We start from the raw sequence: 17818 nt of genomic DNA, 5'->3' as shown, positions 1-17818 counted from the left end.
AGGCTATATTTTTAAATCTTATTTTCCGATTTTAGATGATTAGTATTTGGATTTTCCTTCGAAAACCTTTGAATGAGTTTATAGGTATTCGGAATCATAGTCTCCAAGCGTTTTAAAGTCTCAGCAGAAATATTCTCTCGATCAAAAGGAATAGACTTCACGTATTCTTGAATTTCGCCTTCAGTTCTTCCGTATTTATAATCGTATGTAAATCGTCCCGCGCTATCCAATTTTACATTTGAGTTTGTCAAATTTGGAACAGAAATATAAAATTCTGACTGCTGTAATAATGGTTGTTTACTTGCATTAAATAACTTCTTAGTCTCTAAAGCCGAATATAACTCCTGAGCTACATACACGGATGGATCAATTATGTGCAACTTCTCTCCTATCAAATGCTTGTAATGATATCTTCCATCACCTCCCCTATAACTCCTTAATTCCGCGAAGACTTTATTAATTTCTTTGATTAAATATGGATAATGTGTACAGCCTAAAATAATAGCCTTTAAAGGTTGTGGGTCTTTCGATTTTCGCATTTGCTCCAATAAAGAAACAAGATGATATCGCACATAATTTTCTGCATCATTGAGCTGAATTATGGAACAGTCGTCTATATTTTTATTATCGCATAATAAACTGTTTCCTTCATTTTTGAAATTATAAACATCTATCAACGCTTTATCAATCGTATAATTTGGATTTTCGAAGGAAGGTCCACGATAAGCATCTTGTGGAACATTAGTATTTTTTCGAATAAAATCAGGTTCTTCATCCACCGCCTCAGCCAAACCGTAACCTCCTTGATTAAAAATCTGAATATTTCCACTGAAATTGCCTTCTGCAATTTGTTGCCTCAATGTACGCTCATATCCTCTGGAAGCAATAGTACCGACTGTCGCAAAAACAGCTATTGCACCATTTTCAGTTTTATCAAAGAAAGAAAGCGTTCCACGTGTAGCTGCGTTTATCACGCCAATAATTGGGATATCCAAGTTTGTTTTTTTCACAAAGGATCGACCATCTTCATAACCGTAAGCCGTAGCTGTATTGCACGCGATTACAATAGCTTTGACTTGTTCCTTATTCGATAAATAAGATGTGCTTGTACCGGATTGGTAGTATTTATTCCCTAATAGAAATTGGAAATCCTTTATAATATGTTCTTTCAGCAGATCATCTTTACCTGTTGAATTGTAATTTCCATACGGCATATTGGCTTGATCTGCGAGGTAGATAAATTTTTCAGATGAAAAATCAGAAGCCCCATCCGCACCTCGCTCTTTAGAAATATTGTTATGCTGATCAAAATTCACCAAGGCGTCCAGCACAGTTAATCCACCAGTTCCTGAATCAAAAACGCCTATCGGCAATTGATGTAAAGGCCGGGAATAATTAGAGAAATCGATATGATAGAAACTGCTGCTATCCCTCAAAATACTATCCTCAATTTTTGACTTTTCTTGTGTAAAAGAAGTTCGTACATTCAAGCACAAACACGCAAGAAGTGATAGACCCGCAAAAGATTTATTCATTTTTCATTAGGTTGATTGCGCTAATTTAATAGTTTTTTAGAGCAAACCTTTACAAACCTGCATTATTTTTTAATGAGAAAAATGATGTTAATGAAAATATGAATATTTATAGCTTCACAAATCTTCTTTTCAATTGCAATCTTCGTGATTTTCGTAGGCGGGAGTGTTTAACGGGGTAATGTCTATCTTTTGTGATATTATTGAAAATTAAAGCAATCACCAATAAAATCAAAGCCCCTGAAAGAACAGGCGATAGCACATACATATACCCCATCTCAGCAATCTTGGTTCCACCAGATACCGCTATCAAAGCTGTAGCTCCTCCTGGAGGATGCAAACATCGAGCAACCTGCATCGCAACTATCGAAAGTGCAACAGCAGTTGGTGCTGTGAGCCATATGATATCTGGAAAAACTTTCGCTACAGTCACTCCAACAATTGCCGAAATAACATGACCAGCTACCAAATTTCTTGGCTGCGCCAAAGGACTGTACACTGCACCGTAAATCAATACAGAAGAAGCTCCAAAAGAACCGATGAGAAATAGATTTTCTAACTGTGGAAGTTGAAGGGATTGCAAATAAGCAATAATTCCAATCCCTATAAAAGCACCGACAAAAGACCAGAAATGGTCTTTAAAATCGACTAATGTTTCTTTATAAACTACGTATTTATAAACTCTAAGTTGTCTTCGTAGTTTTTGCTTTAGCATTTTTATTTATTATTTCGTTGGCGAATAGCCTCATAGAGCACCACACCTGCTGAAACAGAGACATTCAATGAACCTATCTCACCAAACATCGGAATCTTTGCCAATTTATCCGAAATACGAATCAAATCATCCGACACACCGACATCTTCAGCCCCCATAATGATACAAGTAGGTCCTGAATAATCTACGTCATACACAGAATCCTTCGTTTTTTCGGTACTCACTACCAATTGTACTCCCGAATCAATTAAAAATCGCCCTGTTTTACCTAAGGAATCTTGACGACAAACTGGAATCTTATAAAGAGCACCTGCTGAAGTTTTAATTGCATCAGGATTGATTTCTGCCGAACCTTTTTTCGGAACAATAATCGCGTGTACACCTGCACATTCTGCCGTACGCGCAATAGCGCCCATATTACGAACATCTGTGACTCCATCCAACATCAACAACAATGGCGTTTCACCTTTCTCATATATCTCAGGAAGAATATCTTCAATGTTATTGTAAATAATAGGTGAAATAACGGCGATTACACCTTGATGATTTTTGCGTGTAATCCGATTCAATTTCTCAACTGGCACTTGTTGGTAACCAATGTTATTTTCCTTGATTAATGCTTTCAATTCCAACAGTAAACTACCGCTCAATCCACGTTGGATAAAAAGAGATTCTATCTCTTTACCACTATCGATGGCTTCGATGACAGCACGAATACCAAAAACCATTTGATTACTTTCTCGTTGTTCGCCGCGATCACGACGTTGGAAACTGTTTTGCATTATTGTAAATTATAAGTAATGAGATAAGTAGCTTAATAACTATTTACCAAAATTTTGTACAAAGATAAGAAAGAGAAATTTAGCTAAGACCTAAATTGAATGTTTTTCGCAAAGTTTCCAAAGATGGATTCTTTTGCACCATGACCTGATACTTTTCTTGGGAAGTATAAGCTTTACGGATAACAGACTTTTCAAGTTGATGTGTCGTAATATCCAAGGAAAAGTTTTTTAGTTCTACCCTTAAGTAATTAAGAATATCTATTTTTCCTTCTTTAAGCTGTTCACTTTGCACCATATTTTCCACATCGATCTCGATAATATTCCCATTCAGACGTGGCTCGTTGGCCGTCATAATGGTATACAAGGTAATACGATTTTCAGCTTTTAGCTTTTCTGCTAGAGTATTCCATTTACTGATAAATGAATTGAAAGTTACTTCATGAAACTCGTTACCTTGTACTAAATCGGATTCTTCGGATTCATCTGTTGTTTTTTCTTCAAAAACTGTAGTCAAACTCGGCACCGCAACAGAAGGTTTGAAACTTCCCCATCCTTTCCCAGAAGAAAATGATTTTTTCTCTGGTTCAGGTGCCTTAACAGGACTTGGAATAGGAGATTTTACGGGAGCTGGCGCACTAGTTGCTGAAGATGTATTAGATGCTACTTGAGGAGCTTGCGGCGTAGAAGCCACAGCTGATTTTACTGACTCAGGGAGTTTTTTTTTTAGTTCCACTTGCGTAGCTGATATACCATTTACTCCTAACTTGATAGCGGAGGACAAATGGCACATCTTTAATAAAGCCAGTTCGATTTGTAAACGTTGATTTTTGCTCGTGCGGTAAGATATTTCGCATTGATTCGCAATGTTCAATGCAGAAAGCAACAATCCCGAACTTAATGCAGAAGATTGCTCAAAATATTTTTTCTTAATATTCTCACTGACATCCAAAAGCTTTAACGTACGTGGTTCTTTTGTTACTAAAAGATTTCGAATATGATTCGACAATCCTGCGATAAAATGCCCCCCATCAAAACCTTTGTTCAACACATTATCAAAAATTAACAACGTATCTGCCGCGTCTTCTTGAGCGATAGCCTGCATTAATTTGAAATAATAATCGTAATCAAGAATATTTAAATTATCAATTACAGCTTGATAAGTCAAATTGCGATTCGAAAAGCTCACAATTTGGTCAAACATCGATAAAGCATCACGAAGACCGCCATCTGCCTTTTGCGCAATCACATGTAAGCCATCCGCCTCAAAAGTTACCTCTTCTTTTGCCGCAATATTTGCCAAATGATTGGCCATATCCTCTACTTTGATTCGATTAAAATCAAAGATTTGACAACGCGAAAGAATAGTCGGAAGTATCTTGTGCTTTTCTGTAGTAGCTAGGATGAAAATAGCATACGAGGGTGGCTCTTCTAATGTTTTCAGGAAAGCATTAAAAGCGGCTTGAGATAACATATGCACCTCATCGATGATGTAAATTTTATATTTGCCCGTCTGCGGCGGAATGCGTACCTGCTCAATCAAGCTTCGTATATCATCCACAGAATTGTTGGAGGCTGCATCTAATTCGTGAATACTAAATGAAGCACCATTTTGGAAAGAATTACAACTCTCACAAGTGCCACAAGCTTCTGTATTTTCAGAAATCTGTTCGCAATTGATGGTTTTTGCCAAAATACGTGCACAAGTCGTCTTACCAACACCTCTTGGTCCACAAAAAAGGAAAGCTTGGGCTAACTGATTGTTGTGAATAGCATTTTTAAGGGTGTTCGTAATATGTGATTGTCCAACGACAGAATCGAAGGCAACGGGACGATATTTACGTGCAGAAACAATGAAATTATCCATCATCACAAAGATAGCTAATTTCGAACGCTAAGACAACACATGATTACATAATTACCCCTTCATTAATCAGCGACACGTACAAATCTTTCACCACAGCCCTCAATACATGGATAATATATTGTTAATTGATTTCCTTTCAATTCATAACTAAAATTCGTAGGACATTTCTCTATTTTTATGGTATTTCTATTATCTGTATATTCTGTTATTGTATAAGCAGATGTTTCATGTAAAAGACCATTTGAAATCAAGGAGCATAATGAAGAATTTGATGAAACTTCACCTTCAGATGTAAACTCCAAAATTTTACCGCCATTAACTTTTGTGAATTTGCCAGAACCATCACCCGGATCTGAATAAACTTCCGTCAATTTCCATTTTCCAATGATTGAGGATACTTCAGATTCACTTGAATTATTCTTTTTACAGGATGAGTTCATTAGTTGCAATCCAACTATGCAAAACATGATTATTAAATTTCTCATAATTATAATTGATTTACTTACAGTAACGACTAAATCAACTAACTCGCTACATAAAGTTTGTCTGATATAATAAAGGAACTAGAAAACTAAATATACTTATTTAATAATAGTATTCAATTCTTTTCGATACTGTAAAGCACTTTTACCCGTAAATTCTTTAAACAGTTTATTGAAATGACTAAAATTATGAAAGCCACTTTCATAGCTGATATTTGCTATACTCATTGGTTTTTCGGCTAACAATTTGCACGCATGTACGATTCTGTATTCGTTGACAAAGCGAGTGAAAGTCTTATTGGTTACTTTTTTGAAAAATCGACAAAAAGAAGGAATAGTCATATTAGACATTTCAGCTACTTGCTCTAAACTTATTTCTTCTAAAAAATGATCTTTCACATGATTAAATATCATATTGATACGATCATTATCCTGCACTTGAAGCTCTACCGTAAAACCTGAAGCATTCAATATCTTATGATCTGTGGCTGATTCCAACTCTTTCAAAACTTCTAAAAGGCTAATTAATCGTTGAAAAGGTTCTTGATCGAACATCTTCTCGATTTTAGAACCAACAGATTTTTTAGTCGCGGCACTGAATGCCATACCTGCCTTTGCAGTTTCAAAAAAGTCAATTAAAAATTTGTTTTCAGGAAGCATCATAAATTCTCTTCCAAACAACTCTGGCTTAAATTGGATTACTGTCTCCTTTTTATTCCCAGTATTTGTATCTGTAAATCCACAATGTGGAAGATTACTACCTATCAAAATGAGGTCTCCATTGGTATAATACGAGATATGACTACCTATTTGTCGTTTTCCCGCTCCACCATGCACATATACTATCTCTATCTCAGGATGATAATGCCAGACATGCGCCTTATTATTTTCATTCTCTATATATTTCGAATAAGCGAAAGAACTGCCGAAGGAGGGCTCGACTACTTCAAAGCTTGGGTTGATCTTTTTCATAACGAGTAGAAAGTTAGATAAAAATTTACAAGAAATTAACTAAAGATTATTATTTGTGATAAATTATCAATATAGCATAGAAATTAGAAAATACTGCATAAAAATTACACATTTTTCAGCTATACATTTGTATTGTAAGTTATTTAATAATTATTTAAAATTATTTGTCATGAAAAATTTATTAAAATCAACTTTTTTACTTGCTCTTTTAGCAATTTCATCAGCAACTTATAGCAACGATATCAAATTATCGGTAAAACCTCATTCATATAAAGAAAAATCAATTATCCTTTCAACAAAAGAACTTGAAAAAGTAGATTTATTTATCTACAACATATATGAAGGTGAACTTTATAAAGAAAGTATCAAAGCTGACAAACCTTTAACTAAGGTTTACAACCTAAATGCCTTCCCAGAAGGACATTATATTGTAAAACTGGTAAAAGGCAAGGAAACAATTGAGTATGAATTAAGAATTACACGAGATAAAGCACTAGTTTCGGCACCTCTTGTAACTAAATAAGATTTGAAAACTCAAAAATTTATGTTTACTAAGTACAATTATGTGTCTTGTCGTAGCGAAATTAAATGATGAATGGATGTTGAAATGCTTTGTGAAGCTAATAGTAATCAACTAAACATATAAAAACAGACATACACAGATTTACGAGGATAAACTTAAATATTATAAGAAATTTTAACCAAACCTATTAACCTCAATATTGAATTATTGAGTTAGAATAAGCTTTAGCACGAATACACTTACATAATGTCTAAAGCTTATTCTTTACATACATAATAAGATGCCAAAATAAATTGTGCATCTCGCTAAAATAGAACTTTCTCTCCCTATATATATTGTTAACTCCTTATTCACAAAATAAGGGGTTTTCTTTTGAAATCTTAAGCACCAACTTTTTGATTAAATTTGTGTTATATTTATGTTATTTAAAGGTCTTCTGAATGAATCAATTATTTACACGGTTTATTTGCGTTGCTACTATTCTATGTAATGGCTTGATTTCATTTGGTCAAAATTTTGAAAGCATTGACTTTCTGCAAAAACCATTTCAATTTGACAAATCACGCTTAGAAACATTTGATTTTCCAACCATAATAAGTGAAGAGGCAATTCAACAATTTCATCAAAAGATTAATTCAGAAGAATATCAGCATCTTATACATGAACTCGTAACTTATCGTACGAATGAAAAGCTTAGCGATTGGCTGTATTATCAACTGATTCGACGAGTTTCGCAATCTTTGAGTCCAAAGGCTGAAAATTACCCGCGCTATACATTGTATAAATGGTACCTGATGAATAAATCGGGCTATGATGCACGAATCGCAATCGGAAATAATCAAATCATTTTCTACATAAAAAACAAAGAAGACATTTCGGACATCCCATTTTTTAACATTGATAATCAACAATACACTTGCTTGAATTACCACGATTATGGAAAATTATTTCAACGAACCAATGCGTATAAGCCTGTAGATATTTACTTTGCGGAAGGTAAAAATGATTTTAGGTATAAAATAGATCAAATGCCGGAGTTAATGGCACAAGGCTACAAAGAAAAGAATATTCAATTTGAATATAACGACAAAGTGTACAATTTTAACATCAAAGTGAATGATGAAGTTTCCAGTATATTTAAAAACTATCCAGGTGTTGATTTCGAATCGTACTTTAATATACCACTCACAAAAGAAACATACAGCTCGTTGATCCCTGTATTGAAAAAGAATGTAGCTGAGATGAACACTGAAAATGGAGTCGATTATTTGATGCGATTTACACGCTATGCTTTCCTATATGAAAATGACGAAGAAAATTTTGGCACTGAAAAAAGACTTTCACCAGAACTCACGCTGCTCAATCCATATAGCGATTGTGATGACCGTGTGGCGTTGTTTTTCTATTTGGTAAAAGAGATTTATAATCTTCCGATGGTCGCGATCTTGTACCCAACACACATTACTATGGGTGTTCAGTTTGACAAAAAAATTGGTAAAACCATCAAATTTGAAGATCAATATTATTCAATTTGTGAACCAACACCGCAAGCTAAAAGCTTCAACATAGGTGAATTGGCAGACAAATATTTGGACGAAGAATACAAAGTCGTATATCACTACTCTCCCAAATAAAAAACTCCTCGCCGAAATAGCAAGGAGTTATATTAAGTTTAAAATTATAGTATTATATAATAATTTGATTGAAGATTACAAACCTACAGTCCAACCTTTAGCCCATTCAGGTGTAGAAGTACCTGCTCCAGCACCAGTAGCAGTTCCATCTTCTGTAAATACCGATGCTACATCTACAGACGAACCATCACTTTTCTTACCTTTAGACTTGGTAGCGACATTATCAAATTTTACACGAGTAGCTTTCAACGTAGAACTAACATAACCAATTGTCACATCATGTTCTACATCAAATCCAGTTCCCCAGTTGGAAAGAACCACATTATCAAGCATACCCTTTGTACCTACGCGAAGTTTTATAGCTTGAGATTCACCTTCATGAGCACCACGACCAATCAAAGTTAAATTTTTAATCGTTGGGTTAGAGGTTGGGGTTACATCATGTGTATTTGAATTGTTATCCGCTTCAATACCTCTATTTCCTTTAGCTGAAGCTTCTTTTGCATACCAATTTTCATTTGTACCATTCCAGCCTTCAGTCCAGTCAAATTGATCGTCTTCGTTTGCTGTAGCTACTAAATATTTAGAATCAACCGTTCCCCCAAACCATTCGAACCCATCGTCTGAACCTTCATGAACTTGTACATACTCAATTGTTGTACCTTTACCTACACCAAACATTGATAATCCATTAAATTCTTTTTCTGCTGAGTAAGAATAGCCCGAATATTCAATGCGCAAATACTTAATTGATCCCGAGTTGTCATTTGCTAACGTACCACCGTAAGTTAAACCTGACACTTCTGCTGTAGCTGTAGTTCCCTTGTTAATTGGAGCTTTACCACATAACACTAAACCTCCCCAAGAACTTTGCACTTTATTTGTTGCCGTCATTACGACAGGTTTTGTTGCTGTACCTTCTACAAAGATTTGACCACCTTGAGCTGTAGCAATATATCTTATTTCTTCCCCATCTTTGAAAGCTGTAGCCTCTACAATAACACCAGCCTTAATAGTTAACTTACCGCCGTTTTCTACGATAAGAGGTCCTGTCAATTTGTAAACTCCACTTTCCAATACGATGTGTTCACCGTTCTTAATCGCACCTTTTAGGTTTTCACGATCTACTTGCTTTCCCGGATCTACCACAATAAGTTCATCATCATCGCTACTACAAGCTGTGAAAACGAATGGCGTCGCAGATAAGGACATTAATAATAATAGAGTTGAAACTGATTTTTTCATTATTTATGATTTATTAATTTTCAATTTTTATTTATACAAATAAACCTAGTTAGTATTAACACCTAATTACTTGATTGTTAATTAATTATTAATTATAAAGGCTTAGAAATTATACTTCAAACCTATATTGAAGAATTGGCCTTTTTTGTATGAAAGAACTTTCACAGGCTCCGAATTCTCTTGCCATCTTTCGAATGCTGGATTCAAAATATTACGTGCTGCTAATTCCAAACCTATTCTTTTCGAAATTTTACTTTTTACGATTAAATCCAATGTTCCCAAGCCTTTGTCGACACGATGTCCTAATCCACCTGTTCCAATTGCATAAATTTTGTCGGAGTAATAATTGTAAAGTACAGTAGCCACTATATTTTTGCCTTCAGCGAAATTTTTATTATATGATAAATCCGCGTTGATAATAAAATCAGAGGCTCCAGTGAATTTTGAACTTGAGTGTGTTGGGTCGATATTAACGATACCATTCGTTTCAGTATTCACTTTTTCCGCATCGAAATCTTGGTCTGTTTTCATGATTGCAGAATTAAATCCGAAGCTCAATTTATCTCCATTAAATTCAAAAATATCCTTTTTGAATTCTAATTCTACACCATATACATAACCATTGTCGCCTGTATTCGCATATGAAATATCATTCGTTGCAGAAGCAATCATAATCTCATTTATCGGATTTTGTATATACTTACCAAATGCCGCTACCGAAATTAATTCAGACTCATTCGGAAACATTTCCCATTTCAAATCTAAATTATAATTGTCCGAAGCATACAAATATGGGTTACCAAGCACCACTTCAGTTACATCATCGTATGGAAAACGTGCTCTCTCTTTGAATTGTGGTAACGTATAAGTTTTGCTGGCTCCAAATCTTAAATTCTGCTTTTCATCTAATGTGTATTTTAGATTCAAACTGGGTAAAAAGGCATCTTTAAGAATCTCATTTTTTGCTTTTGGAAATTCTATACTATAGTAATCAACACTTTGTTTGATTTTCTCAAAACGAGCTCCTAATACAGCAGTCAAACGGTCCGTCAATGCATAATCTACACTTGCAAAAGCGGAATGAATATTTTGATCTCCATTATAATATTGGAATGCATTGCCCGCAAATCCTTTTAATTGGTAAAATGTTCCATAGCCTGCAGCTCCTAAATACTGATCCATATTATTCGGATCTATAACAGTTTGTCTAGCATCTGTAAGTATATTAAAGTTCAATTGCATTACATCAAATGATCTTTTCTTCATTCTTGCATTGTAACCTAATGTAATTTTCCCTTTATTATCATCACCTAATTTGTAGCTTGCCGCAATGTTGGCTGCATATTCATTTTCTTTCAAGAAATAATTGTAGCGGTGATTATCAGCTTCATTCACACGAATGAAAACATGATCTCCATTACTCAACAAACGCGTCTGCGATTGCATACGATCTGGCATATCGCCGTCTACAATATTCGCTACCAAGCCCCAATTCAAATCAATTTTTTCTGTCAACTCATGTTTACCTAGGAATTGATTGATTATTAGTTGAGTCTGTGAAAATGTGTTACGTCTCACTACGCCATTCTCATCTTCTGCTGCATCACGAATGTATCCTTTAAAATTATCTGCGAATTGTTCTCCAGAATTGATATACAAAAAGTTGTAAGCTACGCTGTGCTTATTATTAATTTTATAATTCGCATTCAACATACCTGTAGACTTGGTATTGTAGCTGTGTCGTGTTTGAAAAAAGCTTTTCAAACGATCACCTTGAGCGCCTACATTTGCATTTAATCCTTCACGATAAGTATATCCATTTGTGAAATTCATGGTTGCAAAAAGACTTAAACGACTGTCAGTTCCGATATTAAATGATTTACCTAGCTTGACACCCAAGTCAACGGGCAAGATATTTTTGGAGCCTAAATCCCAACTATTTTTGAAATGGTAACTTCCTTGTGCGTCAGCTGGAATATTGGCGTTCGAAAATCCAAAAAAGCTAGGTCCTTGTTGCAAATTGAAATTGCCCGCTTGCTTCAATGCATTTGTATTCACCGTAGAACCCAAAGAAACTTCAAATAACTGATCACCTTTGAAATTTTTGGAAGCAATGTCTACATTTGCTCCTCCAAAATCACCGTTCAAAGTTGCATTGTGCAATTTATCTACACCTATATAATCGACTACATCCGTGCTAAATACGTCTAAAGCAATATTCTTTAAGTTTGGATTGCTTGATGGGATCGGTAAGCCATTGAACGAAGTGGTATTGTATCGATCGCCCAAGCCGCGTACATACACTTGACTATTACCTTCTTGTTTTGATACGCCCGAAAGTTTAGAAACAGCCGTAGCAGCATCACTCACTCCTTTTCTCGACAATTCCTCTATTCCTATTTTCTCTACGACCAAAGCTGCATTTTTGCGCTCTTCTAATAAAGCCAGCTCACCAACTTGTGATCTACGACGTGACACAACCACTTCATCCAATGCAGAGCTCGCATTTACTAGCACGACATTGACCATTTCCCAATTCTTATCTGTGAATACGACAGGTGTAGTTTCTTTATTATACCCTAGATAACTCGTTTCTATGCTGTATTTGCCTTTCGTATTTACAGGAATTGTAAACTCTCCACGCTCGTTTGTAGAAGTTGCTTTGCCATTTTCCAATAAGACGATACTTACACCAGGAATAGGTTCTAAAGTTTCCACGTCGATGACACGACCTTTAATACCTAAAGCAGAAACACCATCAGCGATAGGCGCACTCGTTTTTTGTAATGCAACTAAGGTTTTTGCTGTGTCAAGCTGAGCTGCTGTAAGGCCAGTTGTGTTATTTTTGTTATTATTTATAAGATCAACATTCACCTTTGTTAATTTTCCTCCAGTGATTATTACAGAATCAATCGTTTGTGTCTGCCAACCTTTGGAAGAAAATTCCAATGTATATTGTCCCTGTGACAAGCCCGCTAAAGTATAATTACCGCTAGGCTCAGATGCTGTTTTTTTATTTAGTGAAATAATCTTAACAGCAACACCAGGAAGAGGCTCTCCAGTATTAGCATTTTTAATAGATCCGGCAACAATACCCGTGCTCTGCGCGAAAACCATTCCATTTAAAACTACACCTAGTAATAATAAATTTGCCTTTTTAATGTGTAAATCTACTTTCAACATTATTTAATTTTAATTTAACACAAATTAAAAGCAAGTGTATTAACTCAATGTTACGGTCAAATTACCATTTCATGACAGAAATGTTAAGTAATCATTAATAAGTAAAACTGAATGTCAAAAAGTTAGATATAGCCGGTAAAAAAGGCACGTTATGTTGTGCTAAGATTAATTTTTCTTTACGCAGAATACGGTCTTTACCTTGTAATAATTTGAATAGAATTTTCGAATCTAATGTATTGTCTATACCTTTAATGTTAATCTAAAAGCTATTTAGAAATAAAAAATCTATGATAAGTTCAGAAAATCTCACATTTAAATATTCAAATTCTGCTGAATTATCCTTTCCAAGTATGCATGTTGAGAAACATAATCATTCCCTTTTGTTGGGAGAATCAGGAAGTGGCAAAACAACTTTACTGCATTTGTTGGGTGGGCTATCTCAACCAAAATCCGGTAAAGTTTTTATTAATGAAACGGACATTTATAGTTTGAGCGAACAAGAAAGAGATCTTTTTAGAGCAAAAAATATGGGGTTTATTTTCCAAGATGCGCATTTACTCAAAAATCTGACAATCGAAGAGAATATTCTTCTTGCACAATATCTAGCGAAAGAAAAGCAAAACAAAAAAGCTGTTGCTGATATTCTAGATAAATTACAAATACGCGAAAAGTCAAATAGCTACCCAAACCAATTGAGTCGTGGTCAATTGCAACGTGCTGCTATCGCACGTGCTGTCATAAACAATCCAAAAGTATTAATTGCGGACGAACCAACAGCAGCCTTAGATGATTCGAATACGAAGCATGCAATGGATTTGCTTTTGGAAATAGCGGCGAACTATGATGCTACGCTATTGATTGCCACGCACGACACGCGCATAAAATCATTTTTTGCACACACTTATCAATTATAACAGCACCCTATGAATACATTATCTCTTGTTTGGAAAAATATTTCACAACAATGGGGATCCACTTTATTAAGTGTCCTGCTTACTGCTTTTGGTGTGGCTATTCTAATTGTCATTTACATTAGCTCAGTGACATTAGAAAAACAACTTGAAAATAACACCAAAAATATAGATGTAGTTATCGGAGCTAAAGGTAGCCCAATGCAATTGATATTGAGTTCGCTGTATCATGTAGATAACCCTACGGGTAATATTCCAATGAGCGAAGCGAATAAACTTGCTGAAAATCCTTTAGTACAATTAGCTACGCCAATATCTTTAGGTGATAATTACAAAGGTCATCGTATTATCGGAACTGATGCTAGTTTTTTACAACTATATGAGTTGAAATTGAAAGAAGGGAAATTGTGGAGCAAATCTTTTGAAGTTGTATTAGGTTCTGAGGTCGCACGCAAGCATAATCTTAAAATTGGCGATCAAATTTTCAGTGCTCACGGACTCTCTGCTGATGCACATCAGCACGACGATCACCCTTTCACAGTTGTCGGTATTTTAAATCCAGGACAGTCTATTGTCGATAATTTAATATTAAGTAATCTAGCCAGTGTCTGGGAAGTTCATGGGATTGCACACAATGGCGAACATATTCACGGCGAACATTGCGATCATAATCACGACCATGACCACAATGATGGTCACAATCATGCACATGAGACAACATCAACAGCGCAAAGCCATAATGATGAACATAAACACGATCATTCTGACCACGATCATGAAGGACACGATCACAGCCATGACGATCATAAACACGAACACAGTGAATCATCACATGTACACGAAGAGCAATTAGTAACGGAGAAACCACAGAACAATGACTTCATCAAAAGCTTAGGACAAGACATGATCGATGATCAAGGTGTTGAAATTACGGCCTTGTTAATCAAATACAGCTCACCTACTGCAATTAGTGTATTGCCACGTATGGTTAATCAAAGTACCCAAATGCAAGCGGCTTCACCTGCCATGGAAAGTTCAAGAATATTTTCATTATTAGGCGTTGGCTTTGATTCTTTAGGAATATTGGCTTATGTTATCATGGTCATTGCAGGATTCAGCGTATTTATTAGTTTGTACAATGCAATGAAAGATCGCAAATATGATTTGGCTATCATGCGTACTTTGGGAGCCACAAAAGCTAAACTATTTACCATTACTATAGTCGAAGGGTTGGTTATTACTTTAATTGGTGGAATTTTTGGATTATTTTTGGGGCATAGCATATTGTATTATATCAGTTTACAAACTAGCGAAAGCGCTGATTTCATTCAAGCATTCGCAATGCATCCAAATGAATTTGTAATTTTGATTTCAGCAATACTAATTGGCGTAATAGCAAGTATTATCCCTGCTATTAAGGCTTATCAAACAACTATTTCGAACACATTATCTTCTAAATAAAATGAAAAACTACATAATTGTACTTTGTTTATCGTTATTAACAATTGGGGCTAAAGCTCAGATAGGTGGCTTCAACCAAGGGCTCGACGTTCCAGATCATACCCCAATGATGAATAGCACATGGGAAGCCATTGACAAAATGATGTATAAAGTAACGACAAGTGGAAACAAAAAAGTGTACACGCCACATTATCCTGCGGAATTGAAAAAACTAGAAAACAAGATTGTGGAATTACCAGGTTATTTGGTACCACTGACAAGCGGTCGTCAACACAGCACATTTATGTTATCGGTCTTACCTATAGCGCAGTGTCAATTTTGTGGAACGAATGGTATTCCACCAATGGTCGAGATTTTTATGAAAAAAGGTTCGATTAAGTTCACAGAAGAACCGTTGAAATTAAAAGGAAAAATGGTTTTCAATCCTGAACCACTGAAAGGAAATGCTGAAATTCAGATTGTGGATGCGGAAATCATTAACTAACGATTCAATAAAGAAACTTCAAGAACTGAAGCTAACGCCGCGGTTTCCGTGCGTAATCTTGCTTCACCTAAAGATAAAGGGATAAAGCCAGCTTCAATAGCCTGGCTTATTTCTTTTTCAGAGAAATCACCTTCTGGACCAATCAAAATCAAATACTTACCACGAGGTGCGAATGTGTTAGAAATATATTTCTTTTCGCTATCTACACAATGTGCAATTCCTTTAGTGTAAGTTTCGTCTTTAATTTCTTGGATAAATTTAGAAAAGCTCGTAGGTGGTTTTATTTTGGGCAAATAAGCTTTTAAAGATTGTTTCATCGCTGCAATAGCGACTTTTTCCAGTCGCTCCACCTTAACTTCTTTACGTTCAGAATGCTCGCAAATAATAGGCGTATAAGATGTCAGACCAATTTCGGTAGCTTTTTCAAGAAACCATTCAATACGATCAATATTCTTGGTTGGAGCTACAGCCATATGAATTTCGTACGTGGACTTTCCAAAATTCTCTTGTACAGAAAGCACACGCAAAGTAGTCCGTTTGGGATGCGCTTCGATAATTTCAGTTTCGTATAAACCACCACGCCCATCAATAAGGTGAATTTTCTCCCCAACAGTAAGTCGCAACACGCGAATTGCATGTTTGCTTTCCTCTTCACTCAACATAAATGTTGGGTGTGCTGGTTGAATTTCAGGTGTATAAAAAAGCTGCATATTATGAATCTGAATCTTCGTCTCCTGTTTCTTCTACTACATCAAGTTTTACGTATTCGATATTCTGTTGCGTTTTCTTCATGATTGTAAAACGATACCCAAATTCTTCTGTAGTCTCGCCCACATCAGGAATCTTATCAAACACATGACTCACAAGACCTGCAATCGTATCGTAGTCCGAACTTTGAGGAAGCTCAAAAGGTAAATATTCATTCACATCATGAACCCCTGCACCTGCATCAATAATAAACTCAGTTTCAGAAATTTGTTCCACCACTGGTGTTTCTTCATCGTATTCATCTTGAATATCACCAACGAGTTCTTCAACGATATCTTCCAAAGTTACCATACCTGAAGTACCACCAAATTCATCTAACACAATAGCAATTTGAATTCGCTTTTGTTGAAACTCTGCCATCAAATCATTGATTTTCTTCGTCTCAGGAATAAAATAAGGCTTACGCATTATGCTTTTAAGCTCTATCTCTTCGCCTTTAAACAAAAGTGGCAATATATCTTTTGTATGTACAATACCGACAATATTATCAATGTTGTCATCATAAATCGGAATACGAGAATATCCCTCTTCTGTGACGGTATTGATGAATTCTTCTGGCGAATCACATAACTCTACCGCAATGATCTTAGTTCGCGGAACCATAATATTCTTGACAATACGCTCATTAAAATCAAAAACATTTTTGATAAGCTCATGCTCAGAAAGATTCAAAGCGCCAGACTCCATACCCTTATCCAATAAATATTGAAGCTCTTCGGAAGAATGATGCGCCTCGTTGGGATGAGGTGTAATACCAATTAATTTCAATAAGAAATTAGCAAATCCATTAAATACATAAATCAATGGCATCATTAGCCAATAAAATAATCTTAATGGAATAGCGACTCTCATTGTCGTAGCTATTGGTTTTTGAATAGCAATTGATTTTGGTGCCAACTCACCCAATACCACATGTAATAATGTAATGGATCCAAATGCTAGCACTAATCCTAATCCTTTAGTCCAGCTTTGGGAAATGTCGATATTGAAAAAAGTAAAAACGTGATTTACCACCTCCGTCATCACTTCCTCTCCGATCCAACCTAGGCCTAGGGATGCTAAAGTAATACCTAGCTGTGTTGCAGCTAGGTATTTGTCCAAATGCTCTGTAATATTCTTTGCTATTTTTGCTACGTTGCTACCGGATTTAGCTTGTAGCTCGATCTGCGATGCCCTTACTTTGACAATCGCAAATTCGGCGGCGACAAAAAAGCCATTTGCAAAGACCAATAAAAATGTCCAAAAAATATCGAGAGCCATTT

Annotated in this window: 15 protein-coding genes; 5 read left to right on the top strand and 10 right to left on the bottom strand. The window is 35.5% G+C overall.

The window, feature by feature from the left end; genetic code table 11:
- Positions 1–11: 11 nt before the first annotated feature.
- The 6 genes from GOQ16_RS09135 to GOQ16_RS09110 form a co-directional block, all read right to left on the bottom strand.
- Positions 12–1535 (bottom strand): glutamate racemase, encoded by a 1524-nt coding sequence (locus GOQ16_RS09135; RefSeq protein ID WP_160069003.1) that lies wholly within the window; start codon positions 1533–1535, stop codon positions 12–14.
- 106 nt (positions 1536–1641) lie between these two features.
- A complete protein-coding gene (locus tag GOQ16_RS09130; RefSeq protein ID WP_149915574.1) occupies positions 1642–2247 on the bottom strand; it encodes an HPP family protein in 606 nt (201 codons plus the stop codon).
- Between the two features lie 2 nt (positions 2248–2249).
- A complete protein-coding gene (gene rlmB, locus GOQ16_RS09125) occupies positions 2250–3029 on the bottom strand; it encodes a 23S rRNA (guanosine(2251)-2'-O)-methyltransferase RlmB (protein ID WP_160069002.1) in 780 nt (259 codons plus the stop codon).
- 79 nt (positions 3030–3108) lie between these two features.
- Positions 3109–4896: a DNA polymerase III subunit gamma/tau gene (locus GOQ16_RS09120; RefSeq protein ID WP_317163810.1), complete on the bottom strand. Its 1788-nt coding sequence runs from the start codon at positions 4894–4896 to the stop codon at positions 3109–3111.
- Positions 4897–4955: 59 nt separating this feature from the next.
- Positions 4956–5378 (bottom strand): lipocalin family protein, encoded by a 423-nt coding sequence (locus tag GOQ16_RS09115; protein WP_160069001.1) that lies wholly within the window; start codon positions 5376–5378, stop codon positions 4956–4958.
- Between the two features lie 96 nt (positions 5379–5474).
- Positions 5475–6347 (bottom strand): AraC family transcriptional regulator, encoded by an 873-nt coding sequence (locus GOQ16_RS09110; protein ID WP_160069000.1) that lies wholly within the window; start codon positions 6345–6347, stop codon positions 5475–5477.
- Between the two features lie 169 nt (positions 6348–6516).
- Here GOQ16_RS09110 and GOQ16_RS09105 point away from each other — a divergent pair, with 169 nt between their 5' ends.
- On the top strand, positions 6517–6870 hold the full coding sequence (locus GOQ16_RS09105) for a hypothetical protein (RefSeq protein ID WP_160068999.1): 354 nt from the start codon (positions 6517–6519) through the stop codon (positions 6868–6870).
- 440 nt (positions 6871–7310) lie between these two features.
- Complete coding sequence (locus GOQ16_RS09100; protein WP_160068998.1) at positions 7311–8504, top strand: hypothetical protein; 1194 nt, start codon at positions 7311–7313, stop codon at positions 8502–8504.
- Between the two features lie 75 nt (positions 8505–8579).
- Here the strand turns inward: GOQ16_RS09100 and GOQ16_RS09095 are convergent, their stop codons facing one another.
- Positions 8580–9749, bottom strand: a complete 1170-nt coding sequence (locus tag GOQ16_RS09095) for a beta-helix domain-containing protein (protein WP_160068997.1) — start codon at positions 9747–9749, stop codon at positions 8580–8582.
- A 102-nt stretch (positions 9750–9851) separates the two neighbouring features.
- Positions 9852–12932, bottom strand: a complete 3081-nt coding sequence (locus GOQ16_RS09090; RefSeq protein WP_160068996.1) for a TonB-dependent receptor — start codon at positions 12930–12932, stop codon at positions 9852–9854.
- 287 nt (positions 12933–13219) lie between these two features.
- Between GOQ16_RS09090 and GOQ16_RS09085 the strand changes: the two genes are divergently transcribed.
- The 3 genes from GOQ16_RS09085 to GOQ16_RS09075 are packed head-to-tail and all read left to right on the top strand — an operon-like array spanning position 13220 to position 15788.
- Positions 13220–13846 (top strand): ABC transporter ATP-binding protein, encoded by a 627-nt coding sequence (locus GOQ16_RS09085; RefSeq protein ID WP_160068995.1) that lies wholly within the window; start codon positions 13220–13222, stop codon positions 13844–13846.
- A gap of 9 nt (positions 13847–13855) precedes the next feature.
- Positions 13856–15304: an ABC transporter permease gene (locus GOQ16_RS09080; RefSeq protein ID WP_160068994.1), complete on the top strand. Its 1449-nt coding sequence runs from the start codon at positions 13856–13858 to the stop codon at positions 15302–15304.
- A 1-nt stretch (position 15305) separates the two neighbouring features.
- Positions 15306–15788, top strand: a complete 483-nt coding sequence (locus tag GOQ16_RS09075) for a hypothetical protein (RefSeq protein WP_160068993.1) — start codon at positions 15306–15308, stop codon at positions 15786–15788.
- Here GOQ16_RS09075 and GOQ16_RS09070 read toward each other — a convergent pair.
- Both GOQ16_RS09070 and GOQ16_RS09065 read right to left on the bottom strand, forming a co-directional pair.
- Positions 15785–16498 (bottom strand): 16S rRNA (uracil(1498)-N(3))-methyltransferase, encoded by a 714-nt coding sequence (locus GOQ16_RS09070; protein ID WP_160068992.1) that lies wholly within the window; start codon positions 16496–16498, stop codon positions 15785–15787. The genes GOQ16_RS09075 and GOQ16_RS09070 overlap by 4 nt on opposite strands.
- A 1-nt stretch (position 16499) precedes the next feature.
- Complete coding sequence (locus tag GOQ16_RS09065) at positions 16500–17816, bottom strand: hemolysin family protein (RefSeq protein ID WP_160068991.1); 1317 nt, start codon at positions 17814–17816, stop codon at positions 16500–16502.
- Positions 17817–17818: the final 2 nt, after the last annotated feature.

This window comes from Sphingobacterium bovisgrunnientis (genome assembly GCF_009829085.1).
Lineage (GTDB): Bacteria > Bacteroidota > Bacteroidia > Sphingobacteriales > Sphingobacteriaceae > Sphingobacterium > Sphingobacterium bovisgrunnientis.
Note: the sequence above shows the minus strand (reverse complement) of the source record. Positions and strands in the feature narration are given on the sequence as shown.

Bases quoted from the DNA above. Each gene is read 5' to 3' on its own strand.
- GOQ16_RS09135 (WP_160069003.1), bottom strand. From the start codon at position 1,535: ATGAATAAATCTTTTGCGGGTCTATCACTTCTTGCGTGTTTGTGCTTG.
- GOQ16_RS09130 (WP_149915574.1), bottom strand. From the start codon at position 2,247: ATGCTAAAGCAAAAACTACGAAGACAACTTAGAGTTTATAAATACGTA.
- rlmB (WP_160069002.1), bottom strand. From the start codon at position 3,029: ATGCAAAACAGTTTCCAACGTCGTGATCGCGGCGAACAACGAGAAAGT.
- GOQ16_RS09120 (WP_317163810.1), bottom strand. From the start codon at position 4,896: ATGATGGATAATTTCATTGTTTCTGCACGTAAATATCGTCCCGTTGCC.
- GOQ16_RS09115 (WP_160069001.1), bottom strand. From the start codon at position 5,378: ATGAGAAATTTAATAATCATGTTTTGCATAGTTGGATTGCAACTAATG.
- GOQ16_RS09110 (WP_160069000.1), bottom strand. From the start codon at position 6,347: ATGAAAAAGATCAACCCAAGCTTTGAAGTAGTCGAGCCCTCCTTCGGC.
- GOQ16_RS09105 (WP_160068999.1), top strand. From the start codon at position 6,517: ATGAAAAATTTATTAAAATCAACTTTTTTACTTGCTCTTTTAGCAATT.
- GOQ16_RS09100 (WP_160068998.1), top strand. From the start codon at position 7,311: ATGAATCAATTATTTACACGGTTTATTTGCGTTGCTACTATTCTATGT.
- GOQ16_RS09095 (WP_160068997.1), bottom strand. From the start codon at position 9,749: ATGAAAAAATCAGTTTCAACTCTATTATTATTAATGTCCTTATCTGCG.
- GOQ16_RS09090 (WP_160068996.1), bottom strand. From the start codon at position 12,932: ATGTTGAAAGTAGATTTACACATTAAAAAGGCAAATTTATTATTACTA.
- GOQ16_RS09085 (WP_160068995.1), top strand. From the start codon at position 13,220: ATGATAAGTTCAGAAAATCTCACATTTAAATATTCAAATTCTGCTGAA.
- GOQ16_RS09080 (WP_160068994.1), top strand. From the start codon at position 13,856: ATGAATACATTATCTCTTGTTTGGAAAAATATTTCACAACAATGGGGA.
- GOQ16_RS09075 (WP_160068993.1), top strand. From the start codon at position 15,306: ATGAAAAACTACATAATTGTACTTTGTTTATCGTTATTAACAATTGGG.
- GOQ16_RS09070 (WP_160068992.1), bottom strand. From the start codon at position 16,498: ATGCAGCTTTTTTATACACCTGAAATTCAACCAGCACACCCAACATTT.
- GOQ16_RS09065 (WP_160068991.1), bottom strand. From the start codon at position 17,816: ATGGCTCTCGATATTTTTTGGACATTTTTATTGGTCTTTGCAAATGGC.